This window comes from Microbacterium sp. cx-55, from assembly GCF_021117345.1.
Taxonomy (GTDB): Bacteria; Actinomycetota; Actinomycetes; order Actinomycetales; family Microbacteriaceae; genus Microbacterium.
This window is the reverse complement of record NZ_CP088261.1, coordinates 1,731,300-1,747,462: the sequence shown is the minus strand read 5'-3', so window position 1 is coordinate 1,747,462 and position 16,163 is coordinate 1,731,300. Positions and strand designations below refer to the sequence as shown.

Sequence of the window (16,163 nt, the reverse complement as noted above, 5' to 3'; positions counted from 1 at the left end):
CCTATTGTCCCGGACGGCGGGATAATGGAGGGTGCCCACATATCGCGATGAAGTCGTGGTCCTGCGCACCCACAAGTTGGGTGAAGCCGACCGCATCGTGACGATGCTCGGGCGGCGTCAGGGCAAGATCCGCGCCGTCGCCAAAGGTGTTCGGCGCACCTCGTCGCGGCTCGGCGCGCGGCTCGAGCCGTTCATGGTCGCCGACGTGCAGTTCTACAAGGGCCGTTCTCTCGACATCGTGCAGCAGGCGGACTCGCTCGGCACCTACGGGGCCGACATCGCCGCGGACTACGACCGTTATGTCGCCGCGAGCGCGATGGCCGAAACGGCCGACCGACTCGGCGATGCAGAAGCCTCCGCGTCGCACTATCTGTTGCTCGTCGGTGGGCTCCGCGCCCTGTCGCAGGGCGAACACGCGGCGCGCAGCATCCTCGACTCGTATCTGCTGCGGGCACTGGCGCTGTCGGGCTGGGCTCCCGGGCTCGACGAGTGCGCGCGATGCGGCGCGCCCGGTCCGCACCGGTCGTTCGTCGCGCAGGCGGGTGGGATGGTGTGCAGTTCGTGTGCGCCGGTCGGCTCCGCTCGTGTCGAGGATGACACCACCGTGCAACTTCGTGCTCTGCTCTCCGGTGACTGGACGCACGTCGATGCGGCTCCTGCCCGCACCTCGGCGGCCGCATCCGGTCTCATCGCGGCGTACGCGCAGTGGCACCTGGAGCGTGGAATCCGATCGCTGTCGCACGTGGAGGGCGCCCGATGACCCCCAAACCTTTCACGCACCGGGATGCGGTGCCGTACCGACCGCTGGACTGGACGGGCGTGTACCCGCCCGAGTTTCCGAAGAACAGCGTGCCGGCCCACGTGGCGATCGTCATGGACGGCAACGGGCGGTGGGCCAACGGGCGGGGTCTCACCCGGGTGGAAGGGCACAAGGCCGGCGAGGCCGCCCTGCTCGACGTCGTCGCGGGGGCGATCCAGGCGGGCGTCCGCCACCTGTCGGTGTATGCCTTCTCGACGGAGAACTGGTCGCGCTCTCCCGACGAGGTGCGGTTCCTGATGGGGTTCAACCGCGACGTCCTGCACCGCCGCCGCGATCAGTTGAACGAGTGGGGCGTCCGCATCCGTTGGGCAGGGCGGAAGCCCCGCCTGTGGGGATCGGTGATCAAAGAACTGCAGTACGCCGAGCAGCTGACCCGCGACAACGATGTGCTCACGCTGACGATGTGCGTCAACTACGGCGGTCGCGTCGAGCTGGTCGATGCGATGCGATCGATTGCCGACGACGTCGCCGCGGGCCGGATGAAGCCGTCTGCGGTGACCGAGAAGCTCATCGCGCGCCGGATGTACGTCCCGGAGATGCCGGACGTCGACCTGTTCATCCGGTCGAGCGGCGAGCAGCGCACGTCGAACTTCCTGCTCTGGGAGTCGGCCTACGCCGAGTACGTCTTTCTCCACACGCTCTGGCCGGACTTCACCCGGCGTGACCTCTGGCAGGCGATCGATCAGTACCTCGGTCGCGATCGCCGCTTTGGCGGTGCGATCGACACACCGCAGGCCCACGCGTCTTCGGTTGACGCGGGGGAATAGCCGCACCCCGGATTGGTGTTGCGTTTGTCATGACAGACCCGATCCGGATCGACGTATGGAGTGACATCGCGTGCCCGTGGTGTTACATCGGCAAGCGCAACCTCGAGGCGGGGCTCCGCGACATCGAGTCAGATGAGAATGCCCCCCAGGTGGAGGTGACATTCCATTCGTATGAGCTCTCGCCCGACACACCCGTCGACTTCGACGGTGACGAGCTGGACTTCCTGGTCGATCGCAAGGGACTGGATCGGCCGCAGGTTCGGCAGATGCTCGACAACGTGACCGAGGTGGCCGCGAAGGCCGGCCTCGAATACCACTTCGACACCGTCAAGCACACCAACACGGTGAAGGCGCACGAACTGCTGCACGCGGCGAAGGCCGTGGGGCGTCAGCACGAGATGGCGGAGCGACTCATGTCGGCATACTTCGTCGAGGGCCGGCACGTGGGCCGCGTCGACGATCTCGTCGACCTCGCCGCCGAGGTCGGGCTCGACCCCGCCGAGATGCGCGCCGCCCTTGAAGACGAGCGTTACGTCGCGGACGTTCGGGCCGACCAGGCGCAGGCCGCGGCGTACGGAATCAACGGGGTGCCGTTCTTCGTGATCGACGGCAAGTACGGCGTGAGCGGAGCACAGCCCCCGGAGGCGTTCTCGCAGATCGCCCGCCAGGTGTGGGCCGAGCGCGCCGCTGAGGCCGCCGAGGATTCGGCGGCCGTCGCCGGCTGACTCAGGCCGACAGGTTCCGTTCGATGAGTCCGACGATCGCCGCGTCGTCGGGCTTCACCGTCGGGCGGAACCTGTGGACCTCGCCCGCGGGCGTCAGGAGGAACTTCTCGAAGTTCCAGATCACCGGTCCGCGCTTGCCCTCGGCATCCTTCGCCTTCTTCAACGCCTTGTAGAGCGGGGCCGCGTTCGCGCCGTTGACCTTGATCTTGTCGAGGATGGGGAACGAGATCCCCCAGGTCGTGGAGCAGTACTCGAGGATCTCGTGCATCGAGCCCAGCTCCTGCAGGAACTGGTTGCAGGGGAAGCCCAGCACCTGGAGGCCGCGATCGCCGTAGGTGCGCTGAAGCTCCTCGAGCTGCTCGTACTGGGGCGCCAAGCCGCAGCGCGATGCCACGTTGACGATCAGGAACACGCCGTCGCCGTAATCGGCGAGCGTGGAATCCGTGCCCTCCGCGGTGGTGAACGGGATGCTGCGGAGGTCGGTTTCGGTCGTGTCGCTCATGCGTCCACAGTACGCCGCGACATCGGCTCCGGGATGGGAGAATGGAACGATGACCACGACAATCGCGCCCGCGCGTCCACTGCGCATCGGCCCCATCGAGGTCGACGTTCCCGTGGTGCTCGCGCCGATGGCCGGAATCACGAACACCGCGTTCCGTCGCCTCTGCCGCGAGTACGGCGCGGGCCTCTACGTGAGCGAGATGATCACATCCCGCGCTCTCGTGGAGCGCAACGAGACGACCATGCGGCTCATCCAGCACCACGAGTCGGAGACTCCCCGCTCGGTGCAGCTGTACGGTGTCGATCCGCTCACCGTCGGTCGTGCTGCCCGCTTGCTCGCCGACGAGGATCGCGCCGATCACATCGACTTGAACTTCGGCTGTCCCGTGCCCAAGGTGACGCGGAAGGGCGGGGGAGCAGCGCTTCCCTGGAAATCCGACCTGTTCGCCGCGATCGTTCGCGCGGCCGTCGAGAACGCCGGCGACGTGCCGGTGACGGTCAAGATGCGCAAGGGCATCGACGACGACCACCTGACCTTCCTCGACGCCGGCCGGATCGCCGAAGACGCGGGGGCCTCCGCGGTGGCGTTGCACGCGCGGACCGCCGCGCAGTTCTACTCCGGCACCGCCGACTGGGCGGCAATCGCCGCGCTGAAGCAGGCGGTGACCAGCATCCCCGTGCTCGGGAACGGCGACATCTGGTCAGCCGAAGATGCGGTGCGCATGCTCGATGAGACCGGGGCCGACGGCGTCGTCGTCGGACGCGGATGCCTCGGCCGGCCGTGGCTGTTCGGCGATCTGGCCCGGGCCTTCGGCGCGGAGGCCCCGCCGGTCGACGCGACCCTCGGATTCGTCGCGAACGCCTTCCGCCGCCACGCCGAGCTCCTCGTGGAGTTCTTCGAGGACGAGGGCCGCGGCTGCCGCGACATCCGCAAGCACGTCGCCTGGTACTTCAAGGGCTATCCGGTCGGGGGCGACACGCGCGCCGCTCTCGCCACCTCGTCCACTCTCGCGGAATTCGACGACCTGCTCGCGACGCTGGAACTCGACGCTCCGTACCCGGGAGAGGCGGCGGAGGGGCAACGCGGCCGGGCCGGTACCCCGAAGCGCCCCGCGCTCCCGGATGGCTGGTTGAACAGTCGCGAACTCGCGGCCGACGCCGCCGGTGTGCTGGCCGATGCGGAGCTCAGCCACAGTGGGGGCTGACGCGATCGCCGCGGTGGGAACGAGACCCGCGGGCTACGACACGACGGATGCGGAGCGGTTCCTGCAAGAGCAGCACCGTTCGCAGCGCGACGACTTCGCGCGAGACCGCGCCCGCGTGCTGCACTCGGCATCGCTGCGTCGTCTCGCGGCGAAGACCCAGGTGCTGAGTCCCGCGAGTCCCGCCGACTTCGCGCGGAACCGACTCACGCACTCGCTCGAGGTGGCGCAGGTCGGGCGTGAACTCGCGACCGCTCTGCAGCTCGCTCCCGATGTCGTCGATACCGCGTGCCTGAGCCACGACCTCGGGCACCCGCCGTTCGGGCACAACGGTGAGCGCGCTCTCAACGAGTGGGCCGAAGACATCGGCGGGTTCGAGGGCAACGCGCAGACGCTCCGCATCCTGACCCGGCTCGAGTCCAAGGTCGTGGGGGCCGACGGCGAGAGCTACGGCTTGAACCTCACGCGCGCGAGCCTGGATGCCACGTGCAAGTACCCGTGGACGGTCGACAGTCCGGTGCCCGACCCGGGTGGTCGGCTCAAGTTCGGCGTCTACCCGGAAGATGAAGCCGTCTTCCGGTGGATGCGCGAGGGGGCGCCCGGCCGCATCCGGTGCATCGAGGCCGAGGTGATGGACCTGTCCGACGACATCGCCTATTCCGTGCATGACTTCGAAGACGCGATCGTCAACGGCTACCTCGACCCGGCCCGCTTGTCGGACCCGCGTCAGCACGCGGCGATCCTGAGTGCGATCCAAACCTGGGTGGGGTACGACTTCACCCGCGACGAGCTTGCCGACGCCCTCTTCCGGCTCATGCGTCTTCCGGAATGGTTGCCGGAGTTCGACGGATCGCGTGCGGCGCACGCGCGTCTGAAGAACCTCACCTCCGACCTCATCGGCCGATTCGCCCGTGCGGCGACCGCCGCGACCCGCGAGGCCTACTCTGCTCCGGTGCTCACCCGCTACCGGGGCCACGTTGTCGTGCCCCGTGTGATCGAGGCGGAGATGGCTGTTCTGAAGGGAACGATCGGCGCGTTCGTCGTCACGATCGAAGGCCGCAAGACCCTCTACAAAGAGCAGCGCCGCGTCCTCAAGCGGCTCGCCACCGCACTCTGGGACGCGCCGGAGAACCTCGATTCGCTGCACGCCGAAGACTTCACCCAGGCGGAGACGGATGCGGCGCGTCGGCGGGTCGTCGTCGACCAGGTCGCGAGCCTCACGGACCGCGGCGCACTCGGCTGGCATCACTCGCTGGTCGGCGAACTCGACAGCGAATCCCTCGACGTCTGGATGCCGAGCGGTCGCGCGCTCGCGCGATCGGTGTACGCGCTGCCCGAACCGCTCGAGGGACTCTGATGCCCGGCCGCATCGCGCAGGCCGATGTGGAAGAGGTGAAGTCCCGCACCAACATCGCCGACATCGTGGGGGAGCGCGTCGCGCTGAAATCGGCCGGCGTCGGTTCGCTGAAGGGGCTGTGTCCCTTCCACGACGAGCGCAGCCCGAGCTTCCATGTGCGTCCGCAAGTGGGTTTTTACCATTGCTTCGGATGCGGTGAATCGGGCGACGTCTACACGTTCCTCCGGCAGATGGATCACGTCTCGTTCACCGAGGCGGTCGAACGCCTCGCCGCGCGCATCGGTTTCACGCTGCACTACGAGGAGGGCGGCGCCGCGCCCGAGACCTCCGGGCGTGCGCGTCTGTATGCGGCGAACGCCGCCGCGGCCGAGTTCTACCGCTCCCAGCTGCTCACGCCCGAGGCCGAGGTGGGTCGACGGTTCCTCGGCGAGCGCGGCTTCGACGCCGGCGCCGCCGCGCACTTCGGAGTCGGGTTCGCCCCGCCCGGGTGGTCTGCGCTGCTCGACGCGCTGACCGCGAAGGGATTCACGCGTGACGAGCTGACGACGGCCGGCCTCGTCTCGCAGGGGCAGCGCGGTGTGTACGACCGATTCCGCGGGCGGCTCGTCTGGCCGATCCGCGACGTGACCGGTCAGGTGATCGGTTTCGGCGCCCGCAAACTTCTCGAAAGCGATCAGGGTCCGAAGTACTTGAACACCCCCGAGACGCCGATCTACCGCAAGTCTCAGGTCCTGTACGGTCTCGACCTCGCCAAACGCGACGTCTCCCGTGATCACCGCGTCGTGGTCGTCGAGGGCTACACCGACGTGATGGCCTGCCACCTCGCGGGCATCACGACGGCGGTCGCGACGTGCGGTACGGCGTTCGGCACCGACCACATCACCGTGCTCCGGCGGGTGATGGGAGACGATTCCGCCGCGGGTGAAGTGGTGTTCACGTTCGACCCGGATGCGGCTGGCCAGAAGGCGGCGCTGCGAGCGTTTGGCGAGGAGAAGAGGTTCGCCGCGCAGACCTACGTCGCCGTCGCTCCGGCCGGACTCGACCCGTGCGACCTGCGCTTGCAGCGCGGTGACGGCGCGGTGCGGGCACTGCTGGAGACCAAGGTGCCGATGTTCGAGTTCGTCATCGATCAGCGCGTCGGCACGTTCGATCTGAGCACGGTCGAGGGCCGGGCGGGCGCGCTCCGCTCGGCGGCTCCGATCGTCGCGGAGATCCGTGACCCCGCCCTGCGCCCGGGCTACACGCGCGTGCTCGCGCGGCGGCTCGGCCTCGATCTGTCCGAGGTCGGTCAGGCCGTCGATCGGGCAGGGCGCGCCTCCCGGGCCGGCGATTCGTCGACGTCGGGGCGGTCCGCATCCCGCCCCGGTCCCACGCCTGATGGTGGGACTCCGCCCGTGGCAGAGGTTCCGCGGGTCACGATCGCGACGCTTCCGCGCGACCCCGACGTCGCCCTCGAGCGGGACGCGTTGATGGGCTTCCTGCAGTACGGGCACCGCATCGATCCGGAGGATCTGCGCGCCGCCCTCGATGAGAGCTTCCGGCATCCGGCGCTCGAGGCCGTGCGCTCGAGCATCGCGGCCGTTCCCGACCACACGCGGCCCGGGTGGGCGGCGGCCGCCGTCGACGCCGTCCGTGAGCCGTACCGCTCTTTCGCGGCAGAGCTGCTCACGGGCGACTTTCCCGCCCGCGACGACCGGCACGCGATCACCTCGGCGAAGGACCTCGCACGCCGCATCCGGCTGCGCGGCATCGAGCGTGAGAAACGCGAGCTGGTGGCGGCGATCCAACGTCTCGCGGCGGACTCCGAAGAAGGGCGCACGGTGCGCCTTCGCCTGCGCGAGCTCGACGCCGACCGACAGCGACTGACCGGCGAGCAGTAGCGCCGTCCGGCTGCAGCGGGCAGGATGACACCTGTGACTTCCGACATCGCCGCTGACAGCATCGTCTGTTCCGACCTGAGCATCACCCACACGGGTGCGCGCGGCGATGTCCAGCGAGTCGTCGACGGAGTCACCTTCACGGTGGCCCGCGGTACGGCGCTTGTTCTGCTCGGCGCCACCGGATCAGGAAAGTCGACGCTCGCCGCGGTGCTCGCCGGCGCGGCCGGTGCCGGCGTCGAGATCGTCGGGGGCGATGCGGTGGTCGAGGGCATCTCCGTGCGCCGCCCAGGGCGCAAGCGACGACTGCTGAGTGTGCTCACCGGTCATCTCGGACAGTCCGACGGCGCCACCCTGCCGGCGCGATTGACCGTCGGTGAGATCGTCGCCGAGCCGGTCACCAGTCGGCAGCGGAAGGTCAACGGTCGGGCGCTGTCTTTCCGGGTGGCGACGCTGCTGGACGAACTCGGCCTGCCGCTCGGAGCGGTCGGCAAGTACCCGTATGAATTGAGCGCCGGGATGCGGCAGCGCGTCGCGCTCGCGCGCACCCTCATGCTCGAGCCGCGCCTGGTGGTCGCGGATGAACCGCTGGCGAACCTCGATGTCGAAGCGCGGGAGATCGTCCGCGCCGCCCTCGCGCGGCGCCAGCGGGAACATGGCCTGTCGCTCCTCATGGTCGCGAACGAACCGGAGACCGTGGCCCGATTCGATGCCGATGTGCTCGCGCTGCAAGCGGGTCACGTCGTGGGCATCGGGCACGGTGTGCGGGGGATGGTGTGGACGCCGAGTTCGGAGGCGGATCGGCGTCTGGTGTCGTCGTGACCCCCAGAGCTTTGCTACGATAGTGGGGTTGCCTTCGCGAGAACGGCGATATTCCTCGGTAGCTCAATTGGCAGAGCAATCGGCTGTTAACCGATAGGTTCTTGGTTCGAGTCCAAGCCGGGGAGCGAGAGTACTGCGTCATCTAACGTGGCTCTCACCAAGGCCAGGGCTTCCACCCCTGGCCTTACTTTTTTGCCCGTCAGTCGATCCAGATGACGACGCCCGTGAGCCCCGTGAGCACCGCGGTCACGCCGGCGTGGACGGCGGATGCGGAACGCTCCGGTGTGAAGGTGGCGGGGTCGTACTCGGTCGAGGTGACGAGCCCTTCGCCCCGGTAGCCGGCACCGTTCCACTCCACGGCCGTGACGTTGCTCGTCGGCTCCGGGAGTTCGGCGCCGAGCACCAGGAACGGCACATCGAGGTGACTGGCGGAGACGAGCGCCAGCGGGTCGATCAGGGGCGCCCCGGCGCTGATGATGAGGTTCGGCTGCAGTTCCATCGCCTCCACGATGCCGCCGAGGGCGTCGTCGTCCGCGCGCACGGTGCGCAGCGTGACCTGCTCCTTCTCCGCCCACGACGCCACGGCGTCGGTGAGGGTGGCGGTCGGCGCATCGTCTCCGGCCGTCAGCAGCACGACGCGGTACCCCGGCGCGGGACGAACGCCCTCCCATGATCCCGCCACGGGATCGACGGTCGCCTCGGGGGCGGGTGCGTCATCCGGATGGAAGCCCTCGCCCGGTGCGCCGACGGCGCCGGCGTCGACGCGCGGCTGTTGCCAGGGATCGGGCGCGCACGCGCTGAGCACGGCGACCGCGAGAAGCGCCGCGGCGAGGGCGGCGAGAGGTGGTACGCGACTGGGCACGGGAGACAGACCTCGACGGGAGAGAACGGAGACGTCTCCACCCTGCGGGATACGGCCGCAGCATCCGCGCTCGGGGCGCCGATGTTTGCAGATCGTTCCACCGCCATCGGTCCGCCGTTCACGACGCGGGTGCACGGTCGTCCTGCTATGAAATCATCGTCACACTCCCTGTCCAATTCTTCCTCTGCCTCGGCAGTGCGCTTTCGAGCGGGGGGAGGAGCGGTTGGGTTGCTCCTGACCGCGATCGCGCTGGTCGTGGCTGTTGCCGCGCCCGCCGCCGCGCACGGCTTCAGCTCGGTGGTGTACGCCGACGTGACGCGCACGCACGATCGGGTGGCGGTCACCCTGCAGCTGGAGTACGACCTGCTCGTCGTCTCCGCTGCCGATGCGGCCTCGGACGATGCGTTGTTCCAGGAGGGCACGTCGGCGTTCGACGACGGGGATGCGGACGCGCAGGCGGCGGCTCTCGAGCGCCACCGCGACAGCGTTTCGGCGTACGTGAGCGACCGGTTCACGGTTGCGGCCGGTGACGCGGCGTGCGCTCCGGTCGTGGGCGAATCGGTGGAGATGACGGAGCGCGACGGAGTCCCGTACGCGGCCGTGATCATCGACTACGACTGCCCGCCGGGGGCGGCGGGAGATGACGCCGCGTACACGGTGGCGTCGGATCTGTTCCCGGATGCGGAAGGCTTCGTCACGGGGACGAAAACCATCCTCACGTACGAGGTCGGGGTGCACACCGGGAGCGCCGCGCTCGACGCGGAGCATCCGTCGTTCTCGACGGCCCAGAGCATCGGGGAGCGTTTCGGCGAGTTCTTCCTGCTCGGGGCGGAGCATCTCCTCAGCGGTATCGATCACATCCTGTTCCTGCTGGCTCTGATCGCCGGATCCCGGCGCCTTCGCGAGCTGGTGTTCGCGGCGACCGCGTTCACGGTGGCGCACTCGGTGACGTTCATCCTGGCGGCGACCGGACTGCTGGGCGTGCCCGCGACGATCATCGAGCCGATCATCGCGCTGTCCATCGCGATCGTGGGTGCCTGGCACCTGTGGAACCTCGCGCGTCGGGGGCGCGTGGCCACCGAGCTCACCGCACGCAGCGGTTACGGCGGGATCGATGGCCCCGGCTGGCTGCGGATCGGGGTCGTCTTCCTGTTCGGGCTGGTGCACGGACTCGGCTTCGCCTCCGCGCTCGGCATCGACGAACCCTGGTCGTGGACACTGCTGTGGATTCTTCTCGTGTTCAACGTCGGCATCGAGACCGTGCAACTCGGCATCATCGTGATCGTCTTCCCGCTCCTCGTGCTTCTGCGTCGCCGTTCGCCCCGGATCGGCACGTGGGCGACGGGTCTGATGGCCGTCACGGTGACCGTCTTCGGGCTCATCTGGTTCGTCGAGCGCCTGCTCGGCCAGTGACGTCACCCGGTGCATGACGACCGTTCGTGCGCGTCGCGTGCGTGCGTCGTCGTCCGTTCACACGCTCGCAAGCTTCTGGGTTGATTCTCAGATTCGGGGACCTCGCAGCGACTTCCCCCTCCACCTGAGAAAGAAGAGAATCCATGCTCCTGCTCGAATCTCACCAGCCTCGTCGCCGGGCGGCGATGTGGCTATCGGCGGCCGCGATCGCGGCGACCGCCGTGATCGGTGCGTCCCTCGTGCCCGCGGCCGCTTACGCAGCCGGCGCGTCGTACACGGGAATCGTGCTCGGTGTCGGCGCCGATGAGACGCAGCGCGTCGTCTCCTGGTACAGCTCCGACGACTCCGCGCAGATCGTTCAGCTCGTCCCGACCACGGCCGTCGTCGGCGGCGTGTTCCCGGCCACCGGCGCCACGTCGTTCACGGCGACGGGAACAGCGAACATCGCCTCGAGCGGCGGGTACAACCGGCACGCGGCGCTCTCGGGGCTGCAGGAGAACACGCAGTACTCGTACCGGGTCGGCTCCGATGGCGCGTGGTCCCAGACCTACTCGTTCAAGACGCAGTCCTTCGAGGGGGACTACGACTTCCTGTTCCTCGGCGACCCGCAGATCGGTTCGTCCGGCAACGTGGCGAAGGATGGCGCCGGCTGGGCAGACACGCTCGCCGTCGCGACCTCCGCGAACCCGAACGCGGAGCTTCTCGTGTCGGGCGGCGACCAGGTGGAGACCGCGAACACCGAGACCCAGTGGGACGCGTTCCTCGCACCCGACCAGCTTCGCCAGTACCCGTGGGCGGCGACGATCGGAAACCACGACGTCGGCGGCAAGGCGTACGAGCAGCACTTCTACACGCCGAACACGGACTACTCCTCGGCCTACTACCGCAAGGGCAACACGGCCACGGAGTCGGGCGGTGATTACTGGTACATCTACAAGGACGTGCTGTTCATCGACCTGAACAGCAACAGCTACGACAACGCCACCGGTGGCGGCGATGCGGCGCACGTCTCGTACGTGACGGACGTCGTGAACAAGCACGGCGGCGAAGCGAAGTACACGGTGCTGGTGTTCCACCACTCGATCTACTCGCCGGCCGACCACGCGAAGGACTCCGACAACAAGGTGCGTCGCGTCGACTTCCCGACGACGTTCTCGAACCTCGGCGTCGACCTGGTGCTCCAGGGTCACGACCACAGCTACGCCCGCACCTACGAGATCAAGAACGGCGCCAAGGCGAACCCCGACGAGCAGCCCGGGCAGGATGAGGTCTTCGAAGGGCCGGGTGGGGTCGTGTACGTGACCGCGAACTCCGCATCCGGTTCGAAGTACTACGACATCACCGCACCCGACGCGAGCGGAACTTCCGGCGCGGGCAACGGCGCCGACCCGCTGAACCCGGGCAACTACTGGTACGGCTCGGTTGAGAACCAGGAGCACGTGCGCAGCTACGTCAAGGTGCAGGTGAAGAAGGACGCTCTGGTCGTCGAGGGGATCCGCAGCGGCACGTGCGATGCGCCGAACGCGGCGGTCGAGCTCGGCAAGGTTCTCTGGTGCGGCCCGAACAACGGCACGGCCGCGGCCAAGCCGATCGGCTCGATCATCGACCAGGTGACCATCCACCCCGATCACGGTGACGGGCAGGAGATCCAGGTCGACGTGCCTGCGGCGGCCCCGGGCGAGTTCGGCTGGACGATCGACGGTCAGAACGGCCTCGTCGACCTCGGCACGGCCGTCGAGAAGGACGGCTACTTCGAGGCGACCGGCGCGATCAACCCGATCGCGGTGTCGGACACGCGGGCTGCGCAGTCGCCCTGGTCGCTCTCGGCGGTCGTCGGTGAGTTCCAGGACGGGTCGAAGACCTTCCCGGGTGACAATCTCGGCTGGACGCCGCGCGTGGTCACGGCGGGTGCGGGTGCGACCGCCGGTGCCGCCGTCGGCTCCGGGTGGGACGGCGGCAAGGGGCTCGCGATCTCGCGCGTGCTCGGTTCCGCAGCCCAAGGACACGACCGTGGTTCTGCGGTGCTCGGCGCCGACCTGGATCTGAAGATCCCGGATGCGACCGACAAGGGCACCTACCGCGCCACGCTGACGGTCACCGCGCTGGCCGGCTGAGCGCGTTTCCCGTCGTCTGCGGGAGGGGGACCCAGGGTCCTCCTCCCGCAGACCCTGTTCATCTCCACACACAGAAAGCCCCCGTCGTGCACACTTCGTCCTCGTATTCACGCCGCGTCCGCCGTGCCATCCTGATCGGTGCGGCGACGATCGCGGCGGCAGCCTCGCTCCTCACCGTTCCCGCCGCCTTCGCCGATACGGCCGATGAGGTGACGTGGACCGTTCGCACCGCGTCGAACGAGCGAGGGGACAGCAGAACGAGCTTCGGCTACACCGTGGAGCCGGGTTCGAGCGTGTCGGACGGCATCGTGATCACGAACCGCGGCGCCCAGGCCGTCGAACTCGATCTCTATGCGATCGACGGCTACACCTCGGACGACGGCCAGCTCGCGTTGCTCGTGGCGGGCGAGGAATCCCACGGCGTCGGAGCGTGGGTCACGCCCGACAACGACCACATCACCGTGGGTCCGGGACAGGTCGCGACCGTGCCGTTCACCGTTTCGGTCCCGCAGAACGCGACTCCGGGCGACTATGCGGGCGGGGTCGTGACCTCCCTGACCGTGCCCGATCAGGCCGCCGGGGTCAACGTCGACCGCCGCCTCGCCGTGCGCCTCGATCTGCGGGTCGGTGGGGAACTCGCGCCTTCGCTGAGCGTCGATGACGTGCATGTCGCGTGGAACGGCGGATGGAACCCGTTCGTCGGAGGTGACGCGACGCTCACGTACACGCTGCACAACACCGGCAACGTCTCCGCATCCGCTGCGCAAACCGCTCAGGTGAGCGGCCTGTTCGGGATGTTCCCGACAGACGCGGATGCGGTGGACCCGACGCCGACTCTTCTCCCCGGCGAGGAATGGACCCAGACCGTCACGGTTCGCGATGTGCCGGCCGTCGTCTTGCTGACGGCGACGGCGACGCTCACGCCGCTCGTGACGGATGCGGCGGGATCGACCGCTCCGCTCGACGCGGTCACGGCGTCGGCGACCGGATGGGCCGTGCCGTGGACGCTTCTGATCCTGGTTCTGCTGCTGGCGGTCGCGGCGGTCCTGTTCTTCCGCGGTCGTCGCGGCCGGAAGCGCGCGCGGGATGCGGGGGAGGCCGAACGGGTCGAGCGCGCCGTTGCCGAGGCCCTCGCGCAGGAGCGCGCGAAGGCCAGCGCCACGACGGGCGACTGACCCCGAGCGCCGTCACTCACCCACACCCTCGCGAGCCTTCAGCCCCCGCGCGCCACTTTCCTGCATCCGCGCTACAGATCTGAGGCGCGGGAGCAGGAAACTGGCGCGTGGGTGGAGCGTCCGAGGCGGAACGACCGGACGCGGACGCACAGCGGAGCGGGGTGTTCTGGGCGGGGCTGGCATCGGGATTGGCGGGAGCCGGCCGATGGCCGGCGGGGGGCTGCCCCGCCCAGAACACCCCGCGCAGCGAGCCTTCAGCCCCGCGCGTCACTTTCCTGCATCCGCGCTACCGATCTGAGGCGCGGGAGCAGGAACCTGGCGCGTGGGTGGAGCGCCGGTTTGGACGGACTGTCCAAAACCCTCTGTCGCTCGGGCCGCTCCGGATAGGCTGGAGAGAAGGCGGCATCCGAATGTCGGTGCCGAACGACCCCACAGGAGGACCAATGGAGTTCGCTGCCCTCGGAGCGATCGGACTGTTCGCCCTCATCGGCGTCGTCATTCTCATCGTCGTGCTCGTGATCGTCGCGGTTCTCATCCGCGCCTGGTACCGCGTGGCGAAGGCCGACGAAGCGCTCGTCATCGTCGGTAAGCGCCAGAAGCGCAGCGACGGTGAGACGTCGCGCATCACCGTCATCACCGGTGGTGGGGCGATCGTCAACCCACTGACGCAGCGCGCCGAGATGATCTCGCTGCGCGCGCGACAGATCAAGATGGAGCCGACCGCGCAGTCGTCCAACGGTGTCACGGTGAACGTGAGCGGTGTCGCCCTCGTCAAGATCGGATCCGATCCGGAATCCGTGCGCCGTGCAGCCGAGCGCTTCGCGTCGCAGGACAAGGCCATCGAGCAGTTCACCACCGAGCAGCTCGAGGGTGCGCTTCGCGGGGTCGTCGCCACGCTGACGGTCGAAGAGCTCATGCGCGACCGGCAGCGGCTGTCCGATCAGATCGCCGAAGGCATCAAGGCGGATCTGTCGTCGCAGGGTCTGATCCTCGACTCGTTCCAGATCCAGGGCATCACCGACCTGAACGGCTACATCGCGGCGCTCGGCGCGACCGAGGTCGAGCGCGTCAAGCGCGACGCGGAGGTGGCGAACATCAACGCCCACCGCGAGATCCGGGCGCGGCAGATCGCGACCGACGAGGCGAACCTCATCGAGCAGACCGCCCTCGACAAGAACTCCGCGGCCGCGAAGGCGCAGGTCGGTCGTGCCAACGCCGAAGCGGAGCAGGCCGAAACGCTGGAGCGCGCCGAACGCCAGCAGGCGGTGCTGCTGCAGGAAGCGGAGAACACTCAGGCCCGGCTCGATTCCGAGGTCAAGAAGGTCGCCGACGCGAACCTGTACCAGCGCGAGCGGAACGCGGACGCGGATGCGTACGCCAAGATCCGTGCCGCGCAGGCGCAGGCAGAGATCGCGACGCAGGAGGCTGCCGCGACGCGTTTGCGCGCGGAGGCGGATGCGGATGCCGTGCGCTTGGCCGGTGAGGCACGCGCTTCGGCGATCTCCGCCGAGGCCGATGCTCTCAGCAAGAACCAGCAGGCGCTTCTCGCGCAGCGGGCGCTCGAGGCGCTCGTGCCCATGATGACCGAGTTCGCGAAGGGCTACGACAAGGTCGGGTCCATCACCGTGCTCGGAGGCGAGGGCGCCAGCAGCCATCTGGCGAACGAGTCCGCAGGCGGTCTCCGGGCGACGTTCGACGCAGTCCGCGCCGCGACGGGAATCGATCTCGCCGAGATCATCCAGGGACGGGCGATCGGGCACGCGATCGCCGAGGGAAGCGCGGGAGGAACGGTTCCCGAGCAGGCGCACAGCGCGGGCACCCCCGCACAGGCGCCGAAGGCGACGACCGACCCCGGGACTGCGGAAGCCTTCTGATCCACGAAAGCCCGGATCGATGGCGGGATGACCGCCTCGATCCGGGCTTCGTCGTTGCCGTCTGCGGCGGATCAGGCGTCGAGATCGTCGACGCCCGGCAACCATGCGCTGCCCGGCCGCCCCCACCCGCGCTTGCGAGCGATCTTCTGAGTCGTCTTCCAATCGGCGTCGCCGAGCCGGTCGATGTAGAGAATTCCGTCGAGATGATCGAACTCGTGCTGCATGATGCGTGCACGCCATCCGTCGACCTCGATGACCACGGGGGCACCGTCGAGGTCTGTGCCGGTCACCCGGGCGCGCTCGGAACGACGAAGCGGAAAGCGTTCGCCGGGGAACGACAGGCATCCCTCCGACTCCTCGTCGGGATCGGGATCGCCCGGCTCGGCCGGGGTGATCCAGAGCTCCGGATTAAGGATGACCCCCCGCCACGCGGTGCCGTCATCGTCGGGGTACGAGTAGGTGTAGATGCGCAGCGGCACGCCGACCTGAGGTGCGGCGAGTCCGACGCCGGGGGCGCGGTCCATGGTCTCGAACATGTCCGCGACGAGGGTGCGGATCTCGTCCGTCACCTCTTCGACGGGTGAGGCGGGGGAGTGCAGGACGGGATCGCCCATGATGCGAATCGGGAGTACGGCCACGCCTTGAGCCTATCGA

The 16,163-nt window shown here is 68.7% G+C and carries 14 protein-coding genes and 1 tRNA gene; 12 read left to right on the top strand and 3 right to left on the bottom strand.

Features of this window, described 5'->3' with window-relative positions; all coding sequences use genetic code 11:
- Positions 1–31: 31 nt before the first annotated feature.
- The 3 genes from recO to LQ938_RS08170 are packed head-to-tail and all read left to right on the top strand — an operon-like array spanning position 32 to position 2,312.
- Positions 32–760 (top strand): DNA repair protein RecO, encoded by a 729-nt coding sequence (gene recO / locus LQ938_RS08180; RefSeq protein ID WP_223721086.1) that lies wholly within the window; start codon positions 32–34, stop codon positions 758–760.
- Positions 757–1,587, top strand: coding sequence for an isoprenyl transferase (locus LQ938_RS08175; RefSeq protein ID WP_223721087.1), 831 nt, complete (start codon positions 757–759; stop codon positions 1,585–1,587). The genes recO and LQ938_RS08175 overlap by 4 nt, the downstream gene beginning before the upstream one ends.
- 29 nt (positions 1,588–1,616) lie before the next feature.
- Positions 1,617–2,312, top strand: a complete 696-nt coding sequence (locus LQ938_RS08170) for a DsbA family oxidoreductase (protein WP_223721088.1) — start codon at positions 1,617–1,619, stop codon at positions 2,310–2,312.
- A 1-nt stretch (position 2,313) separates the two neighbouring features.
- Here LQ938_RS08170 and LQ938_RS08165 read toward each other — a convergent pair whose 3' ends face one another.
- Positions 2,314–2,814: a glutathione peroxidase gene (locus LQ938_RS08165; RefSeq protein WP_223721089.1), complete on the bottom strand. Its 501-nt coding sequence runs from the start codon at positions 2,812–2,814 to the stop codon at positions 2,314–2,316.
- 49 nt (positions 2,815–2,863) lie between these two features.
- On the opposite strand from LQ938_RS08165, the gene dusB reads away from it, so the two are divergent.
- The 5 genes from dusB to LQ938_RS08140 all read left to right on the top strand — a co-directional run bounded on the left by dusB (position 2,864) and on the right by LQ938_RS08140 (position 8,196).
- Complete coding sequence (gene dusB / locus LQ938_RS08160; protein ID WP_223721090.1) at positions 2,864–4,018, top strand: tRNA dihydrouridine synthase DusB; 1,155 nt, start codon at positions 2,864–2,866, stop codon at positions 4,016–4,018.
- A complete protein-coding gene (locus LQ938_RS08155) occupies positions 3,990–5,372 on the top strand; it encodes a deoxyguanosinetriphosphate triphosphohydrolase (RefSeq protein WP_223721091.1) in 1,383 nt (460 codons plus the stop codon). The genes dusB and LQ938_RS08155 overlap by 29 nt, the downstream gene beginning before the upstream one ends.
- Positions 5,372–7,252, top strand: coding sequence for a DNA primase (dnaG, locus tag LQ938_RS08150; RefSeq protein ID WP_223721092.1), 1,881 nt, complete (start codon positions 5,372–5,374; stop codon positions 7,250–7,252). The genes LQ938_RS08155 and dnaG overlap by 1 nt, the downstream gene beginning before the upstream one ends.
- Positions 7,253–7,285: 33 nt before the next feature.
- Positions 7,286–8,071, top strand: a complete 786-nt coding sequence (locus LQ938_RS08145; RefSeq protein ID WP_223721093.1) for an ATP-binding cassette domain-containing protein — start codon at positions 7,286–7,288, stop codon at positions 8,069–8,071.
- Between the two features lie 52 nt (positions 8,072–8,123).
- Positions 8,124–8,196, top strand: a tRNA-Asn gene (locus LQ938_RS08140).
- Between the two features lie 74 nt (positions 8,197–8,270).
- Here the strand turns inward: LQ938_RS08140 and LQ938_RS08135 are convergent.
- Positions 8,271–8,933 (bottom strand): hypothetical protein, encoded by a 663-nt coding sequence (locus LQ938_RS08135; protein WP_223721118.1) that lies wholly within the window; start codon positions 8,931–8,933, stop codon positions 8,271–8,273.
- 228 nt (positions 8,934–9,161) lie between these two features.
- Between LQ938_RS08135 and LQ938_RS08130 the strand changes: the two genes are divergently transcribed.
- From LQ938_RS08130 to LQ938_RS08115, 4 genes are all read left to right on the top strand, one after another.
- Complete coding sequence (locus LQ938_RS08130; protein ID WP_223721119.1) at positions 9,162–10,346, top strand: HupE/UreJ family protein; 1,185 nt, start codon at positions 9,162–9,164, stop codon at positions 10,344–10,346.
- Between the two features lie 143 nt (positions 10,347–10,489).
- Positions 10,490–12,460, top strand: a complete 1,971-nt coding sequence (locus LQ938_RS08125) for a purple acid phosphatase family protein (RefSeq protein WP_223721120.1) — start codon at positions 10,490–10,492, stop codon at positions 12,458–12,460.
- A gap of 86 nt (positions 12,461–12,546) precedes the next feature.
- The gene (locus LQ938_RS08120; RefSeq protein ID WP_223721121.1) at positions 12,547–13,635 is read left to right on the top strand and encodes a WxL protein peptidoglycan domain-containing protein; all 1,089 of its coding nucleotides are present in this window, start codon (positions 12,547–12,549) and stop codon (positions 13,633–13,635) included.
- A gap of 443 nt (positions 13,636–14,078) precedes the next feature.
- A complete protein-coding gene (locus LQ938_RS08115; protein WP_223721122.1) occupies positions 14,079–15,509 on the top strand; it encodes an SPFH domain-containing protein in 1,431 nt (476 codons plus the stop codon).
- A gap of 71 nt (positions 15,510–15,580) precedes the next feature.
- On the opposite strand, the gene def is transcribed toward LQ938_RS08115, so the two are convergent.
- Positions 15,581–16,147 carry a peptide deformylase gene (def, locus tag LQ938_RS08110; RefSeq protein WP_223721123.1) on the bottom strand — a complete coding sequence of 189 codons (567 nt, stop codon included), beginning with the start codon at positions 16,145–16,147 and terminating at the stop codon, positions 15,581–15,583.
- Positions 16,148–16,163: the final 16 nt, after the last annotated feature.